We start from the raw sequence: 18,235 nt of genomic DNA on the forward strand, positions 1-18,235 counted from the left end.
CACTGGGGGTTGCCGATCCAACACACCGGCTCTATCTCCCACGCGACGCCTGTCCGCTCACCCTGTCCACACTGGACGGAAACCCGCTCGCGTGAAATGAACGCCTTCTCCCCCTCGCTGATCGCGGTCCGCCCCATGAGCATCCCCCTCTCCGGATTTGAACTGGCCTTCAAGGCTCAACCGGACCCCGCCTATCTGTTGGATGAAGCGGGCCGGGTGCTGGCATGCAGCGACGCTGGAGCCACCGTCCTGGGCATGCCCGCCGAGCTGCTGCTCGGGCAGCCGTGGGCCCGGCTGGCCCCGGTGCTCGAGGATGGGGTGCGGCTGGAGTCCGGCTGCGGCGTGGCGCTGACGTCCCCGGCGCCCCACTCGGTGGATGCCCTCTGGCCGGCCCCCGGGGGCCCCCGCGCCCACACCTTCACCTTCACGGCGCTGCGCGAGGAGCACAAGGCCTCCCGCATCCTGGTGCAGGTGCGTCCGCTCACCGAGGCGGAGACCGTCTACGCGCGCGCCCTGGGCCTGGAGCAGGCCGCGCGCGCCGAGGTGGAGGCCGCCGAGCGCCGCCAGTCCTTCCTCTATCAGGCGATGACGACGCTCTTCGCCCACGCGCCGGACCCCCAGGGCATGTACACGCTGCTGGCGCACCTGGCGGTGCCGGACCTGGCGGACTGGTGCCTGGTGGACGCGGTGGAGCAGGGCCCGTGGGTGTCTCGCGTGGCGGTGGCCCACCTGGACCCCACCCAGGCCGAGTCCGCGCGCGCCCTGTCCTCGCGCGTGGAGCGGCGCCCGGCGCTCGTCGGCATGCTGCGGGTGCTCCAGACGGGCGAGCCCGAGCTGGTGTCGGCGGTGACGGACTCGCTCCTGCGCGCCGCCGCGAGCGAGCCCGAGCACCCGGAGATGCTCCAGCGGCTGCAGGCGCGCTCCTACATGATCGTCCCGCTCAAGGCGCGCGGGCACACGCTGGGCGCGGTGACATTCATCTCCAGCACCTCGGGGCGGCGCTATGGCCCGAGCGACCTGGCGCTGGCCGAGGACCTGTGTGTCCGCGCGAGCCTCGCCATCGACAACGCGCGGCTCTTCGGTGAGTCGCGGCGGGCCACGCGCGCGCGGGAGGATCTGCTCGCGGTGGTGTCGCACGACCTGAAGAACCCGCTGGGCGTGGTGCAGCTCGCCTCGGCGCTGCTGTTGCGCGGCTCGCAGGGCAAGCCCGGCGCCGAGCAGGTGCAGAAGCAGGCGGGGCGCATCCAGTCCGCGGGCGAGCGCATGGCGCGGCTCATCTCGGACCTGCTCGACTGGGGCCGCATCGAGGCGGGCGGACTGCCCCTGGAGCCCAGCGTGCAGGACGTGGCGTCGCTCGCGCACGAGGCGCTCGAGAGCGTGCGGCCCCTGGCGGAGGCGCGGGGCCTCAAGGTGGTGGCGGAGCTGCCCGAGGGCGACGTGCGCGTGCGGTGCGATCGCACGCGGGTGCTCCAGGTGCTCGGCAACCTGCTCGGCAACGCGGTGAAGTTCACCCCGGAAGGCGGCGAGCTGACGGTGGGCGCGCGGGTGCAGCGCGGCGAGGTGCAGATGTGGGTGCGCGACACGGGCGCCGGCATCCGCGCCGAGGCGCTGCCGCACGTCTTCGAGCGCTACTGGCAGGCGAAGGAAGCGGAGAGCCGGGGCACGGGCCTGGGGCTCTATATCGCCAAGGGCATCGTCCAGGCGCACGGCGGCCGCATCTGGGCCCAGAGCGAGTGGGGCAAGGGCAGCACCTTCTCCTTCACCCTGCCCTCCGTGGACCGGGGCCCCCGCACCGGCACCTACTCCTCCATCTGACTTCCCCCCGGCCGGGTATAGTCGCGAGCACCCATGCGCTCGCTCGTGCCCCTTCTCCTGGCACTCGCCCCCCCCTCCGCCGCGCTCGCGGCCGGTGAGGGAGGACAGGTCCCAGAAGCCCCCGCCTCCCGTGCCCTGTCCCCCGTGGAGTTGCGCGGCGACGTGGGCGTGCTCTCCAGTGGCCTCGCCGGCGAGGGGAGCGCGTGGGCGGACACCTTCGCCGCCCAGGCCCTCTCGGGTCATGTGCTCCTCGGCGGTCTCACCCTGGAGGGCGGCCTGCTGTCCTTGCTCCCCGTGAGTCCGGGAGGGGCGGGCGCGAGCCTCACCCTCACCGCCCGCGTGGGCTACACCGGCGAGCGCTGGAGCCTCGTGGCGGGTCCGGTGCTCGGCCTCGGCTACACGGCCCGGCCCCGGCTCCAGGTACTGCCCTCGCTCCGGCTCCTTCGGCACGTGGGCCCCGTCACCCTGCACGCGGGGCTGCTCGATCTCCACGGCCTCGTGCCCGCGCACCTCGGCGTGTCCTGGAAGGACGTGGGCCTGGCCTACATCGCTCCCCTGGGCGCGCGCGCCTGGGCCCGCCTGCCCCTCTCCTCCGACCTGGCCCTGCGGGTGGAGGGTTTCGCCTTCCGCCTCGCGGGCACCCAATCCGCCTGGCTCACCCTGGGAATGGACGTGTCGCCATGAATGCTCGCGCCTCCTGCATGGCCCTGGGCCTGCTGCCGCTGCTCCTCGCGGGCTGTAGCGAGCGGCCCTCCTTCGAGCCGGCCCAGATCAACGCCGCCCCCATCGGCAAGGGCCTGCCCCCGGGCTTCCTCCTGGGCACCTCCACCGCCAGCCACCAGGTGGAGGGCGGCAACACCAATGACTGGACCGACTGGGAGCGGGGCACCTACCCGGACGGCACGCCCCACATCCTGCATCGCACCCCGTCCGGCCTCGCCACCGACTCGTGGAACCGCTTCCGCGAGGACGTGGGGCTGATGAAGCGCCTGGGCTCCAACGCTTACCGCTTCGGCATCGAGTGGAGCCGCCTGGAGCCCACGGAGGGCGCCTGGGACGCCGAGGCCGCCGAGCGCTACCGCCAGTGGGCCCACACCCTGCGCTCCGCGGGCATCGAGCCCCTGGTGACGCTGCACCACTTCACCCTGCCGCGCTGGGTGGCCGCGTCCGGCGGGTGGGAGAACCCCGCCACGGTGGACGCCTTCGAGCGCTTCTCCGGCCGGGTGGCCACGCTGCTCGGGGCGGAAGTGGACTGGTGGTGCACCCTCAACGAGCCCAACGTGCTCGCCGTCTTCGGCTACCTGGACGGCGTCTGGCCACCGGGCAAACAGGACGAGCGGGCCATGGCCACCGTGCTCGCCCACCTCTTCGAGGCCCATGCCCGCTCCGCGCGCCAGCTTCGCGCCCTGGACACCACGGACGCGGATGGAGACGGCCGCGCCACGCTGATCGGCCTGGCCCACCATGTGCGCGTCTTCCAGCCCTCCACCGGCGCCACCTCCGACAGCCTCGTGTCCGGCCTCACCGACACCTTCTTCAATGAAAGCCTCCCGGACGCCCTGCGCACCGGCCACGTGTCGCTCGTGGTGCCCGGCTCGGTGTCCCTCCAGCGCGACGTGCCCGGCCTCAAGGACTCCGTCGACTGGTTCGGCATCAACTACTACACGCGGGACCACCTGCGGCAGGACGCCTCCCCCTCATTCTCCCACAAGTACGTACCCGCGGGCCGCGACACGAACGACCTGGGTTGGGAAATCTACCCCGAAGGGCTCTATCTCTTTCTCAAGCGTTATGCGGCGATGGGCGTGCCGTTGGTGGTGACGGAGAACGGGATGGATGATCGCACGGGTGAGCGTCGGCCCTACTTCCTGCGCAGCCACCTCTACGCGGTGGAGCGCGCGGTGGCCGAGGGCGTGCGGGTGCGCGGCTACTTCCACTGGAGCCTGCTCGACAACTTCGAGTGGTCCGAGGGCTACGAGCCCCGCTTTGGTTTGTTCCGCGTGGAGCGCGACTTCGGTTTGACGCGTCAAGCTACGCCCGCGGTGGAAACCTTCCGGGAAGCCGCCCGCAACCTGGGGCTCAGCCCCACTCCCTGATGGCGGGAGGGCGAAAATCCCAGTAAGAACATGAGGACAGGAGCGACACCATGGGCGTGATCCAGTTCATCGATGAGTTCCGCGAACTTCACACCAAGGCGCGGCGGGGAAAACTGGAAGCGGGAGAGCGGCCCGCCTACATGGCGGCACGCGAGCAGTTCGCCCGGGCACTGCTCAACGCCCAGGGGCTGATGCTCGACGGCGCCGAGGCCCGGCGGCACTACCGCGTGGCGCACCAGCTCCCGGTGGAGCTGCAGATGGCCTACGGCAACGTGTGGACGAACACGCTGGACCTGTCCGCCGGTGGCTTCTCCGTGATGCTGCCGCACGCGGTGGACATCAACGAGCGGCCCAGCGCGCTGTTGTACCTGCCGGACGGCACGACGCTCGCGGGCCTGGTGCGCGTGGTGTCCCAGTTCCAGCGCGCCGACAAGCACCGCGCCTCCTTCGCCTTCCTGGACCTGACCGAGCGCGAGTGTGAACTGCTCGAGGGCTTCCTCATCGACTTCGCGCTCGAGCGGGTGGGAATCACGCCTCCGTGACGAGAGCCGCGGGAATGAGCGCCAACCGATGGGTGGAGCAGTTCCGCGAGTTGCATGCGCGCGCGCGCAAGGGGCAGTTGGACCCCAGCGAGCAGCGCGAGTACCAGGCGGCACGTGAGTACTTCGCCCGCGCGCTGACGGCGGCGCAGGGCTTGAGCGTCCCGGAGAATCAATCCGCGCGCCGCATGTTCCGCGTCGCGCAGGGCCTGCAGGTGGACCTGAGCTTCACCTCGGGCTCGCTGCGCGCCATGACGCTGGACGTCTCGGTGGGGGGCTTCTCGGTGATGATGCACAAGCCCCCACCGGAGACGGAGGAGCCGGGCTTCTCCCTGCGCCTGCCGGGCATCCAGGAGCCCATCGTGGGCCGCGCGAAGCAGGTGTCGGTGCAGCGCAAGCTCGCCACCCACCGCGTCTCCTTCTCCATCGAGGGGCTCGCCCAGAAGGACGCGGAGCGGCTGGAGACGGCGCTGTTCGACCTGGCGCTGGAGCGCATCAAATAGCGAGGCGAACCGCGGACACGGTCAGGGCATGAGCCTCCGGGAGGGAGCGCTCATCGCTCAACTTGAAGAACAACATCGTCCGCCGCAGCGACTCGGCCTGTGCCGCCAGCTCCTCCGCCGTCGACGACAGCTCCTCCGCCGCCGACGCGTTGCGCTGCGTCACCTGGTCCACCTGCTCCATCGCCCGGCTCATCTGCGCCACCCCTCCCGCCTGCTCCTTCGACACCCCCGCCAGGTGCTGCATCAACTCCGCCGTCTTGCGGATCGACGGCACCAGGTCCTCCAGCAGCGTCCCCGAGCGCTCCGCCACCTTCACGCTCTTCTTGGCCACCGCGCCAATCTCCTTCGCCGCCTTCTCGCTTCGCTCCGCCAGCCTCCTCACCTCCGAGGCCACCACCGCGAACCCCTTGCCGTACTCCCCCGCCCTCGCCGCCTCCACCGCCGCGTTGAGCGCCAGCAGGTTCGTCTGGTACGCGATCTCCTCCACGATTCCGATTCGCTCGGCGATCTCCTCCATCGCCGCCACCGTCTCCCGCACCGCCAGCCCGCTCTGCTCCGCATCCGCCGAGCTCCGCACCGCCATCGCCTCCAACCGCCGGCTCGTCTCCGCGTTCTGCCCGATGGTCGTGCTCAACTGCTCCAGGCTCGTCGTCATCTCCTCCACCGACGCCGCCAGCGTGCTCGTGCCCTGGGACAGCGCCTGCGCCGCCGACGACACCTGTCCCGACGCTCCCGACAGCGAGCCCACCGAGCCCCTCACCTCGCCCAGCACGCGCACGAACCGCTCCACCATTGCCCGCATCCCCTCCATCATCCTCGCCGCCTCGTCCCGCCCCTTCACCTCGACGCACGCCGTGAGGTCTCCCGCGGAGAGCTTCTCCGTGAGGTTCAACACGTCGCGCAGGGGCCGCACGATGCCGCGGCTCAGTGACCACGCGAGCAGGAGCGCCATCGCGGGCCCCAGGAGCCCCGCGGCGATCAACATCCGCCGGACCAGGAGCCGCATCGTGGCGCGTGCGTCGGCGCGCTGCTGCCGAATCTCCTCGTACTCCCGCTCGAGCAGACCCTGTTGGTCCTGCATGGCGTCGAGGATCCGCCGGCCCGCGCCACTCCGCACGTAGTCGGAGAGGGCCTCGAAGGGTTGCTGACCCGCGTCCACCGCCCTGCGCAGGGACACCTGATGCTCCAGATGGGGGAGGAAATCCCGCTCGTACAGCCTCAAGAGCCGCAGCAACGCCTCCCGGCCTTCGACGCTGAGCCCCCCCCGCGCCTTCAACAGCTCGGAGAGCTCGATGAAGCGCTCACGCAGCGCGGACTGCTTGGCGAGGAACGACGCATCACCCGAGAGCGAGAAGCCCCGCATCCGGTCCTCCATGTCCAGCAACGTGCCACGCATGGTCTGCAGATCGCGCAGCGAGTACATCGCGAGGTAGTTGGAGTCCGAGGTGCGCGTCAGCTCATCGAAGAGGGAATAGGAGGCCCACATCAAGGAGATGAGCACCAGGACGAGCAACGAGATGCCGAGCGCCAGCTTCCGGGAGATATCGAGATGAACGAGCATGATGGACGACCCCTCGGAAGACACTCGCACCCCGAGGCCTTCAAGCGCCAGTGCGCGCGGGGCGACAGTGGATTCCACTATTCGTGTGGGTTCGAAGGACAGAGGAGGGAAGCTCAACCCACCAGGGAGCGCTGGCGGAGGGCGGTGCGCAGCAGCGTGGGCACGTCCAGCACGAGGCCCACACGGCCCGTGTTGAGCAAGGTGGAGCCCGACACACCGGGCAGGTGCCGGAAGAGCGGACCCAGGGGCTTGAGGACACAGGGGCCCTCGCCGTACAGCGCGTCCACCACCAGGCCCGCCCGCGTGCCGCCATGGCCCAGCACGACGACGCTCTCCCGCTTGGCGGGCGCCGCGCTCACGCCCAGCACCTCGCGCAACCGCAGATAGGGCAGCACCCGGTCGCGCAGGACCAGCACGCCACTGCCCGGCTGGCCGATGCGCTCGGGAGGCAACGCCAGACACTCCCGCACCGTGTCCATGGGCAGGACATACGTTTCCTCGCCCACCCCCACCGCGAAGCCCTGGATGGTGGCCAGCGTCAGGGGCACTCGCAGCGTCACCGTGGTGCCCTGGCCGGGCTCGCCGCGCAGGGACACCTGGCCGCGCAGTCCCTCCACGCTCCGGCGCACCACGTCCATGCCCACGCCGCGCCCGGACACCTCCGTCACCTCGGCCGCCGTGGACAACCCGGGCAGGAAGACGAGATCCTCCAACTCCTCCACCGTCATGCGCTCGGGCTCCAGGCCAAATTCCCTCGCCTGCTCGCGCAGCCGCGCGTGGTTCAGGCCCCGGCCGTCGTCGGAGAGCTCCACCACCAGCGAGCCCGGCTCATGGAAGGCGCGCAAGCGGAGCGTGCCACACCCGTGCTTGCCCAGCGCGCGCCGCTCGTCCGGCGTCTCCAGCCCATGGTCCACCGCGTTGCGCATCAGGTGCAGCAGCGGCTCGCGCAGGCCCTCCACGAGCGCCGTGTCCACCTCCACGTCCTCGCCCTCGAGCACGAGCCGCGCCCACTTGCGCTGCACCCGCGTCAGGTCTCGCACCGTGCGCAGGTGCTGCCGGAAGAGCGGGCCCACCGGCACCATGCGCACGCGCATCACCTCCTCGCGCAGCGCCTCGTGCAGCCGGTCCGCTTCCTCGTGCACCGCGAGCGTCTGTTCGGACGTGCCCGTGCCCAGCATCCGCGTGAGCCGCGCGTGGGCGATGGCCAGCTCTCCGGTGAGCGTGGCGATGAGGTCCAGCTTCTCCACGTCCACGCGCAACGTGCGCCCGCGCCGCCCGGCCGCCGGAGCCTCCTCCACCGGCGCCGCGAGGACCGGCCGGACCACTTCCTGGCGCAACTGCTCGCAGCAGCCGCGCAGCCGCGCGAGCAGTTCCTGGTGCTCCTCCTCGGGCGGCTCCCCCCCCGCGAGGACACCCGCCAGTTGCGCGCGCAACCGGTCCACCGCGCCGAGCAGCAACGTCACGTGCTCGTCCACCGCGGGCAGCCGCCGCTCCAGGAGCAGCTCGAGCACGTCCTCCAGCACGTGCGCCACGTCGGACATGCCGGAGAAGCCCAGCGCCACCGCGGCGCCCTTGAGGGTGTGGGCCGCGCGGAAGATGGACCGCAGCCGCTCCTCGTCCGGCTGCTCCTCCAGCGCGACGAGCGTCTCCTCGATCTCGGCGAGGAGATCGCCCACCTCCTCCGCGAAGGTGGCGAGCAGTGACTCGCGCTCCAGTTCCACGCTCGTTCCTCCCATGGCCCCTTCCCGTGGGGAAGGAGCGGCATCCTCGGGGCGAGAAGCCTCGGGTCGGGGCACGGTGGATGCGTCTACCGCCCGATGGAGGAGTATCACCCGCTGGGGGCCCACGCCGAGCGGAACCCGAGGACTCGGGCGAGGTCGTGCGGAGACGTGCACACCCCGTGAAGGCCGCTGCACAACCGCGCTCCCGAGCTCCAGGGGATGTACCCGGGCCAGCCTCTTGCACAGGCTCCCCCCATGCCCCGTCTCCTCACGATCGCGCTCCTCCTCCTGGCCACCCTGCCCCGCGTGAGTCTCGCCGCCCCCACAGGGCTCGCCGGGGACACGCCCGCCCGGCGGCCCCCGCGCCTGCTGTCCACCGACCCCGGAGCGCCCGGGAGCGGGCTCACGGACAAGGAACCGGAGGGTCGCAAGGAACCGGAGGGACAGGGCGGCGGACGCGTGGCGGCGGGGCTCGGCCTGGGCGTGTTGATGGGCGCGGTAGGAGGCCTCGTCGGCTACCTGGGCCCGGGCAGCGCGCTGTGCGCGGAGGGAGACGGTCTCGATGGCTGCGCCACGGGACTGCTCATCGGAACGCTCGGGGGCGTGGGCCTGGGGACGTCGCTGGGCGTCACCTGGGGAGGAATGCTCGCCGATGGCCAGGGCGAGTGGTTCCTCGGCGCGCTTCCCGGCATGCTGGTGGGCGCGGCGGCGGGCGTGGGGCTGGGCCTCGCCGCGGACAATTCGCTCGTCGCCCTCTTCGCCTGTCCTCCCTTGATGCTGCTGGGCAGCAGCATCGGCTACGAGATGTCGCACTCCGCCAACACGGCCCCGCGCCTGCGGCCCGTGGTGGGCATGTCCTCGAGAGGCGCGTCGCTGGGACTCGCGGGAACGTTCTGAGCCAGCGGACCCACACGGAGGGCGGAAAGCGGCGGCCCGGGCGCGCAAAAGGCGACACTTCACCGGGAACCCGGGCCATCATCCCCAGCGCGCGCCTTCACGGCGGGGTGATAGAACCCGGGACAGTTGATTTCCGCTATTCACGGAAAGGCCCGCTCATGACGCTCTCCCGACGCGAGGCGCCCCATGGCTCCTGGAAGTCCCCCATCACCGCCGAGTTGATCGCCACCCAGACCCTGGGGCTGGGCGAGGTGGCCGTGGATGGAGATGACGTGTACTGGCTGGAAGTGCGCCCGGGCGAGCGGGGCCGGCACGCCATCGTGCGGCGCACGGTGGATGGGACGCAGGCGGACCTGCTGCCCGCGCCCGTGGAGGGCCGTGCGCCCTACAGCGCCCGCAGCCTCGTGTATGGCCAGGGAGGCGGCTCCTTCACGGTGTCCGAGGGCCTCGTCGTCTTCGTCAACCACGCCCAGGGCGGAGCCAACCCGGATCAACGCCTCTACCGCATCAACCCGGGCCGCACGCCGGTGGCCATCACCCCGGACACGGGCGGCAAGCACCGCTACGGGGACTTGAGCATCGACCGGGCGCGCAACCGCGTGCTGTGCGTGCGCGAGGACTGGCGCAACCTCCAGGACGGCCAGCCGCGCATCGCGCTCGTGTCGGTGGACATCGACGGGCAGAAGCAGACGGTGCTCGCCCAGGGCCGGGACTTCTACTCCTCGCCCGTGCTCAGCCCCAATGGCCGGCGCATGGCGTGGCTCGCGTGGGACTACCCGAGCATGCCGTGGGACGGGTGCGAGCTGTGGGTGGCGGACGTGGACGAGGAAGGCACGCTGCACCACGCGCGGCTGGTGGCCGGCGGCTCCACCGAGTCCATCTTCCAGCCCGAGTGGAGCCCCCAGGGCGAGCTGTACTTCGTGAGCGACCGCAACAACTGGTGGAACCTCTACCGGTTGCAGGGGCGCAACGTGGTGCCCGTGCTCGAGCGCAAGGCGGAGTTCGGCGCGGCCCAGTGGAGCCTGGGCATGTCCACGTACAGCTTCGTGTCGCCCCGGCACGTGGTGTGCGCCTTCAACGAGCAGGGCCAGTGGAAGCTCGGGCGGCTGGACGTGGTGCTCGGCCAGTTCTCCGAGCTGCCCACGCCCTACACGGACATCTGCCAGGTGCGCGGCGGCCTGGCCACGGCGTACTTCGTGGCGGGCGGGCCGGACCAGCCCGCGAGCGTGGTGCGCCTGGACATGGAGTCCTCCAAGCCCCACGTCATCAAGGCCTCGAGCCACGTGCCCGAGGAGGTGCGGCCCTACCTGTCTCACCCCGAGCCCCTGCACTACCCCACCACCGAGCTGGGCGAGGCGCATGCCTGGTACTACCCGCCCACCCATCCCGACTTCCACGCGGCCTCGGGCGACAAGCCGCCCCTGCTCATCATGAGCCATGGCGGCCCCACGGGCGCGGCGTCGACGCGGCTGGACTGGACGGTGCAGTACTTCACCAGCCGGGGCTTCGCCGTGGTGGACGTCAACCACCGGGGCAGCACTGGCTACGGCCGCGAGTACCGCCTGTCGCTGTACGGCAACTGGGGCGTCATGGACGTGGATGACCTGGCCAACGCCGCGCTGCGGCTGGTGCAGGATGGCAAGGCGGACGCCAAGCGGCTCGTCGCGCGCGGCTCGGGCACGGGCGGCTACACCACGCTGTCGCTGCTCGCCTTCCGCGACATCCTGCGCTGTGGCACGAGCGCCGCGGGCATCGCCCACCTGGACACCTTGGCGGAGAGCCCGAGCAAGCTCGAGGCGCACTACCTCGATCAGGTGCTCGGGCCCCAGCCGGAGTTCAGGCAGCTGCTCCAGGACCGCTCGCCGGGGGTGCACATCGACAACATCAAGCGCAGCCCGCTGCTCTTCATCCAGGGCAAGCAGGACACGCGGGTGCCCCAGCGAGAGACGGAGGAGTTGGTGCGCAAGCTGCGCGCCCACGACGTGCCCACCGCGCTGCTGCTCGTCGAGGGCGAGACGCTGGCGCCTCACGACGCGGCGGACCTCAAGAAGGCCCTGGAGGCCGAGTTGTCCTTCTACGCGCGCGTGATGGGCCTGGCGCTGGCCGAGACGATCGAGCCCGTGGTCATCGAGCCCGCGCCCGCGGCGCCCCGGCGCTAAGGAACCGCCTGGGTGGACGGCGGGCGGACGGACGAGCGCTCCGCCCACCGCTCGAACACGGAAGCCCCGGGTCCCATTGTGGAGGGAGCCGGGGATCACCAGTTTGGCGGGGATGACCTCCACCCACGTCTCGCCCTGGGAATGGGGCCTGTTCGGCGTCATCGTCCTGGCGATGCTGGCCATTGATCTCGTGGCCCATCGCGGCGCCCACCACGAGTCGCGCAAGAAGGCCTATGCCTGGAGCGCGGCGTGGATTGGCGTGGGGCTGGCGTTCGCGGGCTTCGTCGCGCTGAGGCATGGAGGCACGGCCGCGCAGGAGTACCTGGGCGCGTACCTCATCGAGAAGAGCCTCAGCCTGGACAACCTGTTCGTCTTCCTCGTCATCTTCTCCAGCCTGAACGTGCCCGAGGACAAACAGCGGCGGGTGCTCTTCTGGGGCATTCTCGGGGCGCTCGGCTTCCGGGCCCTGTTCATCTTCCTGGGCCTGGAGGCGCTGGAGCGCTGGCACTGGGTCGTCTACGTCTTCGGCGCGCTCCTGCTCGTGGCCGCCTTCCGGGTGGCGAAGAGCCCGCCCACGCAATCCAACGAGGAGAAGAACAAGCTGGTGAGCTTCCTGGAGAAGCACCTGCCGGTGACGCGCGAGTTCGACGGCAAGCGCTTCTTCCTGCGCGAGAACGGAAAGTGGCAGGCGACACCGCTCCTGCTCGCGCTCATCACCATCGAGTTGTCGGACGTGGCATTCGCCATCGACTCGGTGCCGGCGGCCATGTCGGTGAGCCGCAACCTGTTCGTGGTCTACACCTCCAACATCCTCGCCATCCTCGGCCTGCGCGCGCTCTACATCGCCCTGGCCAAGACGGTGCACGAATTGCGCTACCTGCACTGGGGGCTCGCGGCGGTGCTGGCGTTCGCCGCGGCGAAGATGCTGCTGTCCAGTTGGGTGGAGATACCGCCCCTGGCGTCAGTGGGCATCATCGCGGTGCTCATTGGCGCCTCCGTCGGGTGGAGCCTGCGCGACCGGGCCCGGACGGCGCGGAAGAATCCCCGGGAGTCCGGAGCCTCAGGGCCCCATGACCTTACCTCCCGAGACGCGTTGAGGTAGGACACCCGACGAAGATCAGCGCGATTCGGCGGGCACTCGCATGGATACGAAGTCAGCGACGCATACGGACAGGGACCCAGCGACCATCCATCGAGGTGACATCTTCTGGGTGGTGCCCGATGAATCGCGAGGGTCGATTCCCGCCATTCCCCACCCGTATGTGGTGATTCAGGACGATGTCTTCAATCGCTCGCGCATCCATACCGTGGTCATCTGTGCATTGACCTCGAACCTGAAGCGGGCGAGCGAACCCGGCAATGTGCTGCTCGACGTGGGGGAAGGCAATCTGCCCAAGCAGAGCGTCCTCGTCGTGTCGCAGGTGTCCTCGGTCGAGAAGACGCAACTGGGCGAGTACATCGGGACGCTCTCCGACGAGCGGGTCGAGCAGATTCTGGCCGGCATGCGCTTCCAGCAGGCCTCCTTCTTCAACCGCTGACAACCCCCCGGGAGCGGCGCAGGCGGCTCTCCCGCACATTGTGTGCTCGCCATTCAGGTACATGAACACCTGCGGCCGCGAGCCGAAGATGCAGTAACGGGTTCGACTCCCAAGCCGAGGCCTGGTGTTTTCAGGCCTCGGCTCGTCTCCAGAATGCGGGCCTGCTCGCGCCAGGGGCCGGCGTCGTGGGCGGAATACCGGGTGAGTGCTCTTCCTTCTCCGACAGGACGAACAGCTTGCTCATCACCCTGTCCATCGTGGACCCCAGGAACTTCTCGGCGGAGAAGCCTATCGCGATGAAGAAGACGATGTAGGTATATGCCAGGGCCCTTTGGCTCCCCAGTTGGATTTGGAGGGGAGGCCGGTATTGAGGGCTCAGGGTCTGTTGGGCGTTTGGAGGACGCGCTTGTGGCGGCTCGTTCCCGCTGCTCTCGATGCTGAAGAGGAGCTGGGACTGGGCCAATACGAAGACCAGGAGCGCGGCGAAAGCCCCAAGAGCGGGCTTGATGAACAGGCAATAGCCAAACAACTGCGTCCGGTTGCTGAGGCCGTGCGCGCTGAGCACCGGATTGACCGAGAGAAGATTGGCCACGATGGCTCCTGCTACCCCGAGCAAGGCGATGGACAGGATTCCATTCAACGGCCATATCTTTTCCTCCGAGGTCCGCGAAGTCAGGGTCGTGTAGAGCGACTGCGGTAGATTGAAGCAGAACGACAGGAAGAAGGCCGCCAGCAGCAGGCCACCGCTCATGACCCGAAGCTGCATATTCAAGGAGCGCTGCCGAGAATACTTTTCCGCATGTCTGTTCACGAGGTGGCGCGCGGTCCATAACTCATACCGTGCCAGCCGAAGCTCCTGTTGCTGGTTGGGAGATAGGGTTTCCTGGAAGGCGAGCTCCTTGACCAGCTTGGCTGTCTGGTAGAGCGGGCCGGAGTTCTTGTCCTGGCCCAGCCAGACCTCGCGCGCCACGGGCTCCTCGATCTTCCTCCGGAACTGCTCCTCCAACGCCAGCACCTCGGAGGGGAGGAGGTCCAAGGGCATGAGGAGTAGCCTGTCCGCCTCGATTCCGTGAACGAGAGCCCAGATCTCATCCACCGGGCGGTAGGGCCGCTTGCTACTCTGCTCGGCGTATTCCTTCGCCCGTACCAGTCGTGCCTCGAGCTCCTCGAGGTCGGGGCCGTCTTTCGAGAGCTCGTTCCGTCGAGCACGCAGGATGCGCAGGTCAGCGTCCAGGCCCTGGAGCCTCACCCAGAGAGCCCTCTTGGTGAAGTGCCCCCACTCTGAAGGCTTTTTCTGGGCCGAAGAGGGATTGCCTGCCTCCATGGTGAGGCTCCTTTGTCGTCCGGGACATCAGATAGATAACGTAGCCATACGGACGAGACGGAGCCATCGCGCGTCCGCTCGGATGAAGCGAGCGAAGGGGTCAAGGGTGGCGGAACACCTGCTGGGCGCTCAGTTCCCCCAACTGTGTAGGAGCGCATCCAACGTGCGCCAGGCACCACGCTCGGCGCCGCGGTTGTCCTTCCAATAGAGCATGAAGGTCAGCGAGCTGAGCACGAGGTACGGCGGAAACAACGCGGGCGCGTGGCCGCTCCCGCTTCGGCGCGCACGACCCAGTTGCGCAGGGCTGAACCGCCGGATCACAAAATCGCCAGACTGTCAATTCAGCGAAAAACAGATATGTTACTTCGCGTACCATGCGTATGGTTGATTCCGCTGTTCAATGCGTGACCACGATCGTCGTAGATCGTCTGTTGCCATCACTTTCCATTCTGTGCGCTCGCGCGGCGGACCGGTACGGATCCGCGCGGAGGGAGTCGAACGAAATGACCACCAGCACTACTACCTTGCCCATCATCAACACCGTGGAGGGCCCCGTGCAGGGCGCCCTCGTGGAAGACGTCGTGGCGTACATGGGCATTCCCTACGCCGCGCCGCCCTTGGGGAACCTGCGCTGGAGGGCGCCGCAGCCCGTCACGCCCTGGACCCAGACGCTCCCGTCGAACGACCAGGCCCCGTCTTGTCTCCAGAATCGGGACCTTTGCATCGAGGTCGGCGGGGGCGATCCCCTTGCCATGAGCGAGGATTGTCTCTATCTCAATGTCTGGACGCCCCAGCCCAAGGCGGGCGCCCCCAAGCTCCCGGTCATGGTGTGGATCCACGGCGGGGCCTACATCATCGGCGCGGGCAGGCTGCCCATCTATCATGGGGCGCCGTTCGTGAATCGCGGCGCGATCCTGGTCACCATCAACTACCGAATGGGTGCCCTCGGCTTCTTGGCGCACCCCGCGCTCGAAAAGGAGGTCACCGTCGAGCAGCAGCGGATTTACAACTTCGGGCTGCTCGATCAGATCGCCGCGCTCGAGTGGGTGCAGCGCAACATCGAAAAGTTCGGGGGCGATCCCAACAACGTGACCATCTTCGGTCAATCCGCAGGTGCGCGGAGCGTCCTCGCGCTCTTCGCCTCGCCGCTCACCAAGGATCGGGAAAAGCCCCTCTTCCACCGCAGCATTGCCCAGAGCGTGTACCGGACGGCGGAGGCCTCCCGGGAGAAGGCGCTCGAGCGCGGCACCCGGCTCGCGGAAGTCGTCCTCGGGCTTGAGAAAGGGCAAGGCGCGACCGCGACCCTCGCGCAGCTCCGCGGCGTCGAGGCGGAGGTTCTCATGAACGTCCCCATCGACCCCGCGAAGGATTTCAAGGGGACGGCGAACTCCCCGGTCGGGATCGCCGGAGACGTCGTACTCCCCGGCACGGATGGGATCCTCGCCCGCTTCGAGAAGGGCGAGGTGGCGGCATTGCCGCTCATCATTGGCAACACCAGCGATGACGGGAGCGTGGTGCTCGACCAGCTCAAAGGCAACCCGAGCCAGATCGTCACTCTGGCGGTGACCACCACCCTGGTCAAACGCCCCAAGCGCTACTACCTGGATCTCGCGGAGCAGGAATCTCCCGACCAGGATGAGCTTGGTCGCCGCCTGGCCCGCGACGCGTTCTTCACCGTGGCCACCTACAGGCTCGCCAAGGCGCACAGCCAGCGTGCACCGACGTGGCGGTACTACTTCGACTACACCGCGGAGAACCACCGCCCCTTCGTCACCAAGGGCACGCGTCACGGCGACGAGGTCGGCTTCGTCATGGACACGCTCAAATACGCCCCGCCCTTCCCGCCGGGCCAGCCGCAGAATCCGGTCACGGTCACGGCGAAGGACTACGAGGTCGCCAGCAGCGTCAGCGAGCGCTGGTTCAACTTCGCTCGCACCGGCGAGCCGAGTCCGGAATGGCCTCGGCAGACGGCGGAGGCGGACAAGACGCTCCTCTTGGGCGAGTCCATCTCGGTGGCGACGGACTTCATGCAGCAGCACCACGAGGATGCGGAGTTCGAGAACATGGACGCGTTCAACAGGGTTGGCACGGCCATGGACAATCTCATGGCGGGCCTCGGCTGAGTCGGTCTCGCTCCGGGCCCGTCCCCTGATGGGCCCGGAAGAGCCCGGCTACGGTATCTCGTCTGTGTGCTGGGTGATGGAATTCCATGCCGCGCGCACCAGCCTCTCGGCCCGGTGGTGAGGATGAACCCGAAGCCGAGTTCGCCCCCACTGCTCGCGGGACTAGTCGGCCCGCGAGCACGCATTCAAATCCACATCGCTGTACACCCCATTGCGATACATGTAGGACTCAATGAAGTCGTGGTAACGGCTCACGATCCGGACGACATACAGTTCGAGCCCCGCGGACGGCGTCCCCTTCACACCATAGGCCGCTGCTTCGAAAGTGAAATCTCCAGTTTGGGGATTGTTCACCACGGAGACCAGCCCATAGGAGAAGTGGCATCCCCCCACCAGATTCGGCCCCGACACGCGCACACGCGAGCCATCCGGACACTCGGCGGGCATGTATCCCGCGGAGATCAACTCCGCCAAATTCACCGCGTAGGAGTGATTCTCCGCCAGGAGGGACTGCTGTTTTTCGACCAGCGCTTTCAACTCACGAATGCCTTCGCATTCGAGACTCCCGACGTTGGCCGCGGGGGCCTCCGCCAGCGCGGGGAGCGCCCACGAGAAAGACAACCCAACGACAACAGAAAACGCACGCATTGAGCCACGTCGCATGGAGTTCCTCCCTTTCCTCTCGCGAGCATATCCTGTCTATCCGCGGCTCCATCAGGTGATTTCGTCGATCCGCACCCAGCGGCGCTCGCGCATCGAGCGCTGGATCGCTTCCTGCTGGCGCTCGACCCTCCACGCCTGGGCGAAGTCGGGCCGCGCCTGGCCCTTGCCCTCGATGGCCCGCGCCATGGCGTTCATCGACAGCGACATGGGGTGCGCGGGCTGGATGGCCGCCTCGGAATCGAGGCCGACCTCGGGCGTGCGCAGCAGTCGCTCGGGAATCTCGACACGGCCGAGGCCGGTCTCGCCGAGCCGACCGGCATGGAGGGTCGTATCGCGGCTGGTGGGGAAGGAAGGCGCCTGCGCGACCAGCCGGCCCTTCGAGCCGAACACGTCGAGCAGCCAGCCGGAGCCGAGCGTCGCGTTCCACGAGCACTGGCACTGGATGACGAGCCCGCTCTTGAAGCGCAGCAGCATCGAGGCGAAGTCGTTGGTCTCGACCTTGAGAACCGTCTCGCCATCGGCCGAGCGCCACTCGGGCAGGAGCTGGCCGTCGTGGGCGACCAGTTCCTCCACCTCGCCGAACATGGCGGCCAGCATGTGCAGCGCATGGCTACCAAGGTTGCGCACCGCCGAGACGCCGTGCCCCTTCTCCGCGAACCAGTTGTACGGAAATCGCGGGTCGAGGATGTTGTAGAGGGACATGTTGAAGACGCAGGTGCCGCCGAAGGGCTGGCCCAACGCGCCGTCCTCGATCATCTCCTTCATCATCTGGTGGGCGGGCACCCACTCGGAGAAGGCGTCGACCACCCCCACCCGCCCGCTCCTGGCCCAGGCCTCGTTGAGCACGCGCGCCCCCTCGAGGCCGACCGCGTGGGGAATGGCGTTGTAGACGTGCTTGCCGTTCTCCAGGCAGGCGAGGACCATCCCCTCGCGGATGCTCGCGCGCGTGCCGCAGTCGATGATGTCGATGTCCGGGTCGGCCGCCATCGCCCGCGCGTCCCAGAAGGCGCGAGGAATGTCGCAGCGCTCGGCGGCCGCCTCGGCCGTCTCCTTGCGTGAGGTGCAGACCGCGACCACCTCAATGCCCGGCACCGCGCGCCACGCGGGCAGGTGGGCGTAGGTGCCCCAATTCGCACTGATGATGCCGACACGTAACGTCACGGCCGCTCCTGACTCGCGCCTCGAGGCTTTCGAGCGGGCCTCGGGGGCATGGACGGCCCGGCGGGATGGCTGGGCCGCGCGGAGCCTACTCGATGCCCCTCGGCGACCGATGACCGGGTCCATGCAAAAGATCGA

At 68.9% G+C, this 18,235-nt stretch carries 15 protein-coding genes; 10 read left to right on the top strand and 5 right to left on the bottom strand.

Annotated elements, in window-relative coordinates:
• Positions 1–135 precede the first annotated feature (135 nt).
• The 5 genes from MEBOL_RS13530 to MEBOL_RS13550 are packed head-to-tail and all read left to right on the top strand — an operon-like array spanning position 136 to position 4,953.
• Positions 136–1,815, top strand: coding sequence for an ATP-binding protein (locus MEBOL_RS13530; protein ID WP_095982764.1), 1,680 nt, complete (start codon positions 136–138; stop codon positions 1,813–1,815).
• Positions 1,816–1,848: 33 nt separating this feature from the next.
• Positions 1,849–2,499 carry a hypothetical protein gene (locus MEBOL_RS13535; RefSeq protein WP_095977819.1) on the top strand — a complete coding sequence of 217 codons (651 nt, stop codon included), beginning with the start codon at positions 1,849–1,851 and terminating at the stop codon, positions 2,497–2,499.
• Positions 2,496–3,911 (top strand): glycoside hydrolase family 1 protein, encoded by a 1,416-nt coding sequence (locus MEBOL_RS13540; RefSeq protein ID WP_095977820.1) that lies wholly within the window; start codon positions 2,496–2,498, stop codon positions 3,909–3,911. Before MEBOL_RS13535 ends, MEBOL_RS13540 begins: the two co-directional genes overlap by 4 nt.
• Positions 3,912–3,961: 50 nt before the next feature.
• On the top strand, positions 3,962–4,453 hold the full coding sequence (locus MEBOL_RS13545; protein WP_095977821.1) for a PilZ domain-containing protein: 492 nt from the start codon (positions 3,962–3,964) through the stop codon (positions 4,451–4,453).
• A 14-nt stretch (positions 4,454–4,467) separates the two neighbouring features.
• Positions 4,468–4,953, top strand: a complete 486-nt coding sequence (locus MEBOL_RS13550) for a PilZ domain-containing protein (protein ID WP_095977822.1) — start codon at positions 4,468–4,470, stop codon at positions 4,951–4,953.
• Here the strand turns inward: MEBOL_RS13550 and MEBOL_RS13555 are convergent.
• Together MEBOL_RS13555 and MEBOL_RS13560 are read right to left on the bottom strand one after the other, a co-directional pair.
• Positions 4,946–6,514 carry a methyl-accepting chemotaxis protein gene (locus tag MEBOL_RS13555; RefSeq protein ID WP_157774932.1) on the bottom strand — a complete coding sequence of 523 codons (1,569 nt, stop codon included), beginning with the start codon at positions 6,512–6,514 and terminating at the stop codon, positions 4,946–4,948. The two genes, MEBOL_RS13550 and MEBOL_RS13555, sit on opposite strands and share 8 nt — an antisense overlap.
• A gap of 113 nt (positions 6,515–6,627) precedes the next feature.
• Positions 6,628–8,250: a chemotaxis protein CheA gene (locus tag MEBOL_RS13560; protein ID WP_095977824.1), complete on the bottom strand. Its 1,623-nt coding sequence runs from the start codon at positions 8,248–8,250 to the stop codon at positions 6,628–6,630.
• A gap of 240 nt (positions 8,251–8,490) precedes the next feature.
• Between MEBOL_RS13560 and MEBOL_RS41100 the strand changes: the two genes are divergently transcribed.
• From MEBOL_RS41100 to MEBOL_RS13575, 4 genes are all read left to right on the top strand, one after another.
• On the top strand, positions 8,491–9,132 hold the full coding sequence (locus tag MEBOL_RS41100; RefSeq protein WP_157774933.1) for a hypothetical protein: 642 nt from the start codon (positions 8,491–8,493) through the stop codon (positions 9,130–9,132).
• Between the two features lie 158 nt (positions 9,133–9,290).
• A complete protein-coding gene (locus tag MEBOL_RS13565) occupies positions 9,291–11,291 on the top strand; it encodes a S9 family peptidase (protein ID WP_157774934.1) in 2,001 nt (666 codons plus the stop codon).
• 112 nt (positions 11,292–11,403) lie between these two features.
• Positions 11,404–12,393, top strand: coding sequence for a TerC/Alx family metal homeostasis membrane protein (locus tag MEBOL_RS13570; protein WP_095977826.1), 990 nt, complete (start codon positions 11,404–11,406; stop codon positions 12,391–12,393).
• Between the two features lie 40 nt (positions 12,394–12,433).
• The gene (locus MEBOL_RS13575; RefSeq protein ID WP_095977827.1) at positions 12,434–12,829 is read left to right on the top strand and encodes a type II toxin-antitoxin system PemK/MazF family toxin; all 396 of its coding nucleotides are present in this window, start codon (positions 12,434–12,436) and stop codon (positions 12,827–12,829) included.
• A 130-nt stretch (positions 12,830–12,959) separates the two neighbouring features.
• Here the strand turns inward: MEBOL_RS13575 and MEBOL_RS13580 are convergent, their stop codons facing one another.
• On the bottom strand, positions 12,960–14,153 hold the full coding sequence (locus tag MEBOL_RS13580) for a hypothetical protein (protein ID WP_095977828.1): 1,194 nt from the start codon (positions 14,151–14,153) through the stop codon (positions 12,960–12,962).
• A 404-nt stretch (positions 14,154–14,557) separates the two neighbouring features.
• Between MEBOL_RS13580 and MEBOL_RS13585 the strand changes: the two genes are divergently transcribed.
• The gene (locus MEBOL_RS13585) at positions 14,558–16,276 is read left to right on the top strand and encodes a carboxylesterase/lipase family protein (protein ID WP_245919725.1); all 1,719 of its coding nucleotides are present in this window, start codon (positions 14,558–14,560) and stop codon (positions 16,274–16,276) included.
• Between the two features lie 162 nt (positions 16,277–16,438).
• Here the strand turns inward: MEBOL_RS13585 and MEBOL_RS13590 are convergent, their stop codons facing one another.
• Together MEBOL_RS13590 and MEBOL_RS13595 are read right to left on the bottom strand one after the other, a co-directional pair.
• Positions 16,439–16,939: a hypothetical protein gene (locus MEBOL_RS13590; protein ID WP_157774935.1), complete on the bottom strand. Its 501-nt coding sequence runs from the start codon at positions 16,937–16,939 to the stop codon at positions 16,439–16,441.
• A gap of 51 nt (positions 16,940–16,990) precedes the next feature.
• A complete protein-coding gene (locus MEBOL_RS13595; RefSeq protein WP_095982765.1) occupies positions 16,991–18,100 on the bottom strand; it encodes a Gfo/Idh/MocA family protein in 1,110 nt (369 codons plus the stop codon).
• Positions 18,101–18,235: the final 135 nt, after the last annotated feature.

The sequence above is a fragment of the Melittangium boletus DSM 14713 genome (assembly GCF_002305855.1).
Lineage (GTDB): Bacteria > Myxococcota > Myxococcia > Myxococcales > Myxococcaceae > Cystobacter > Cystobacter boletus.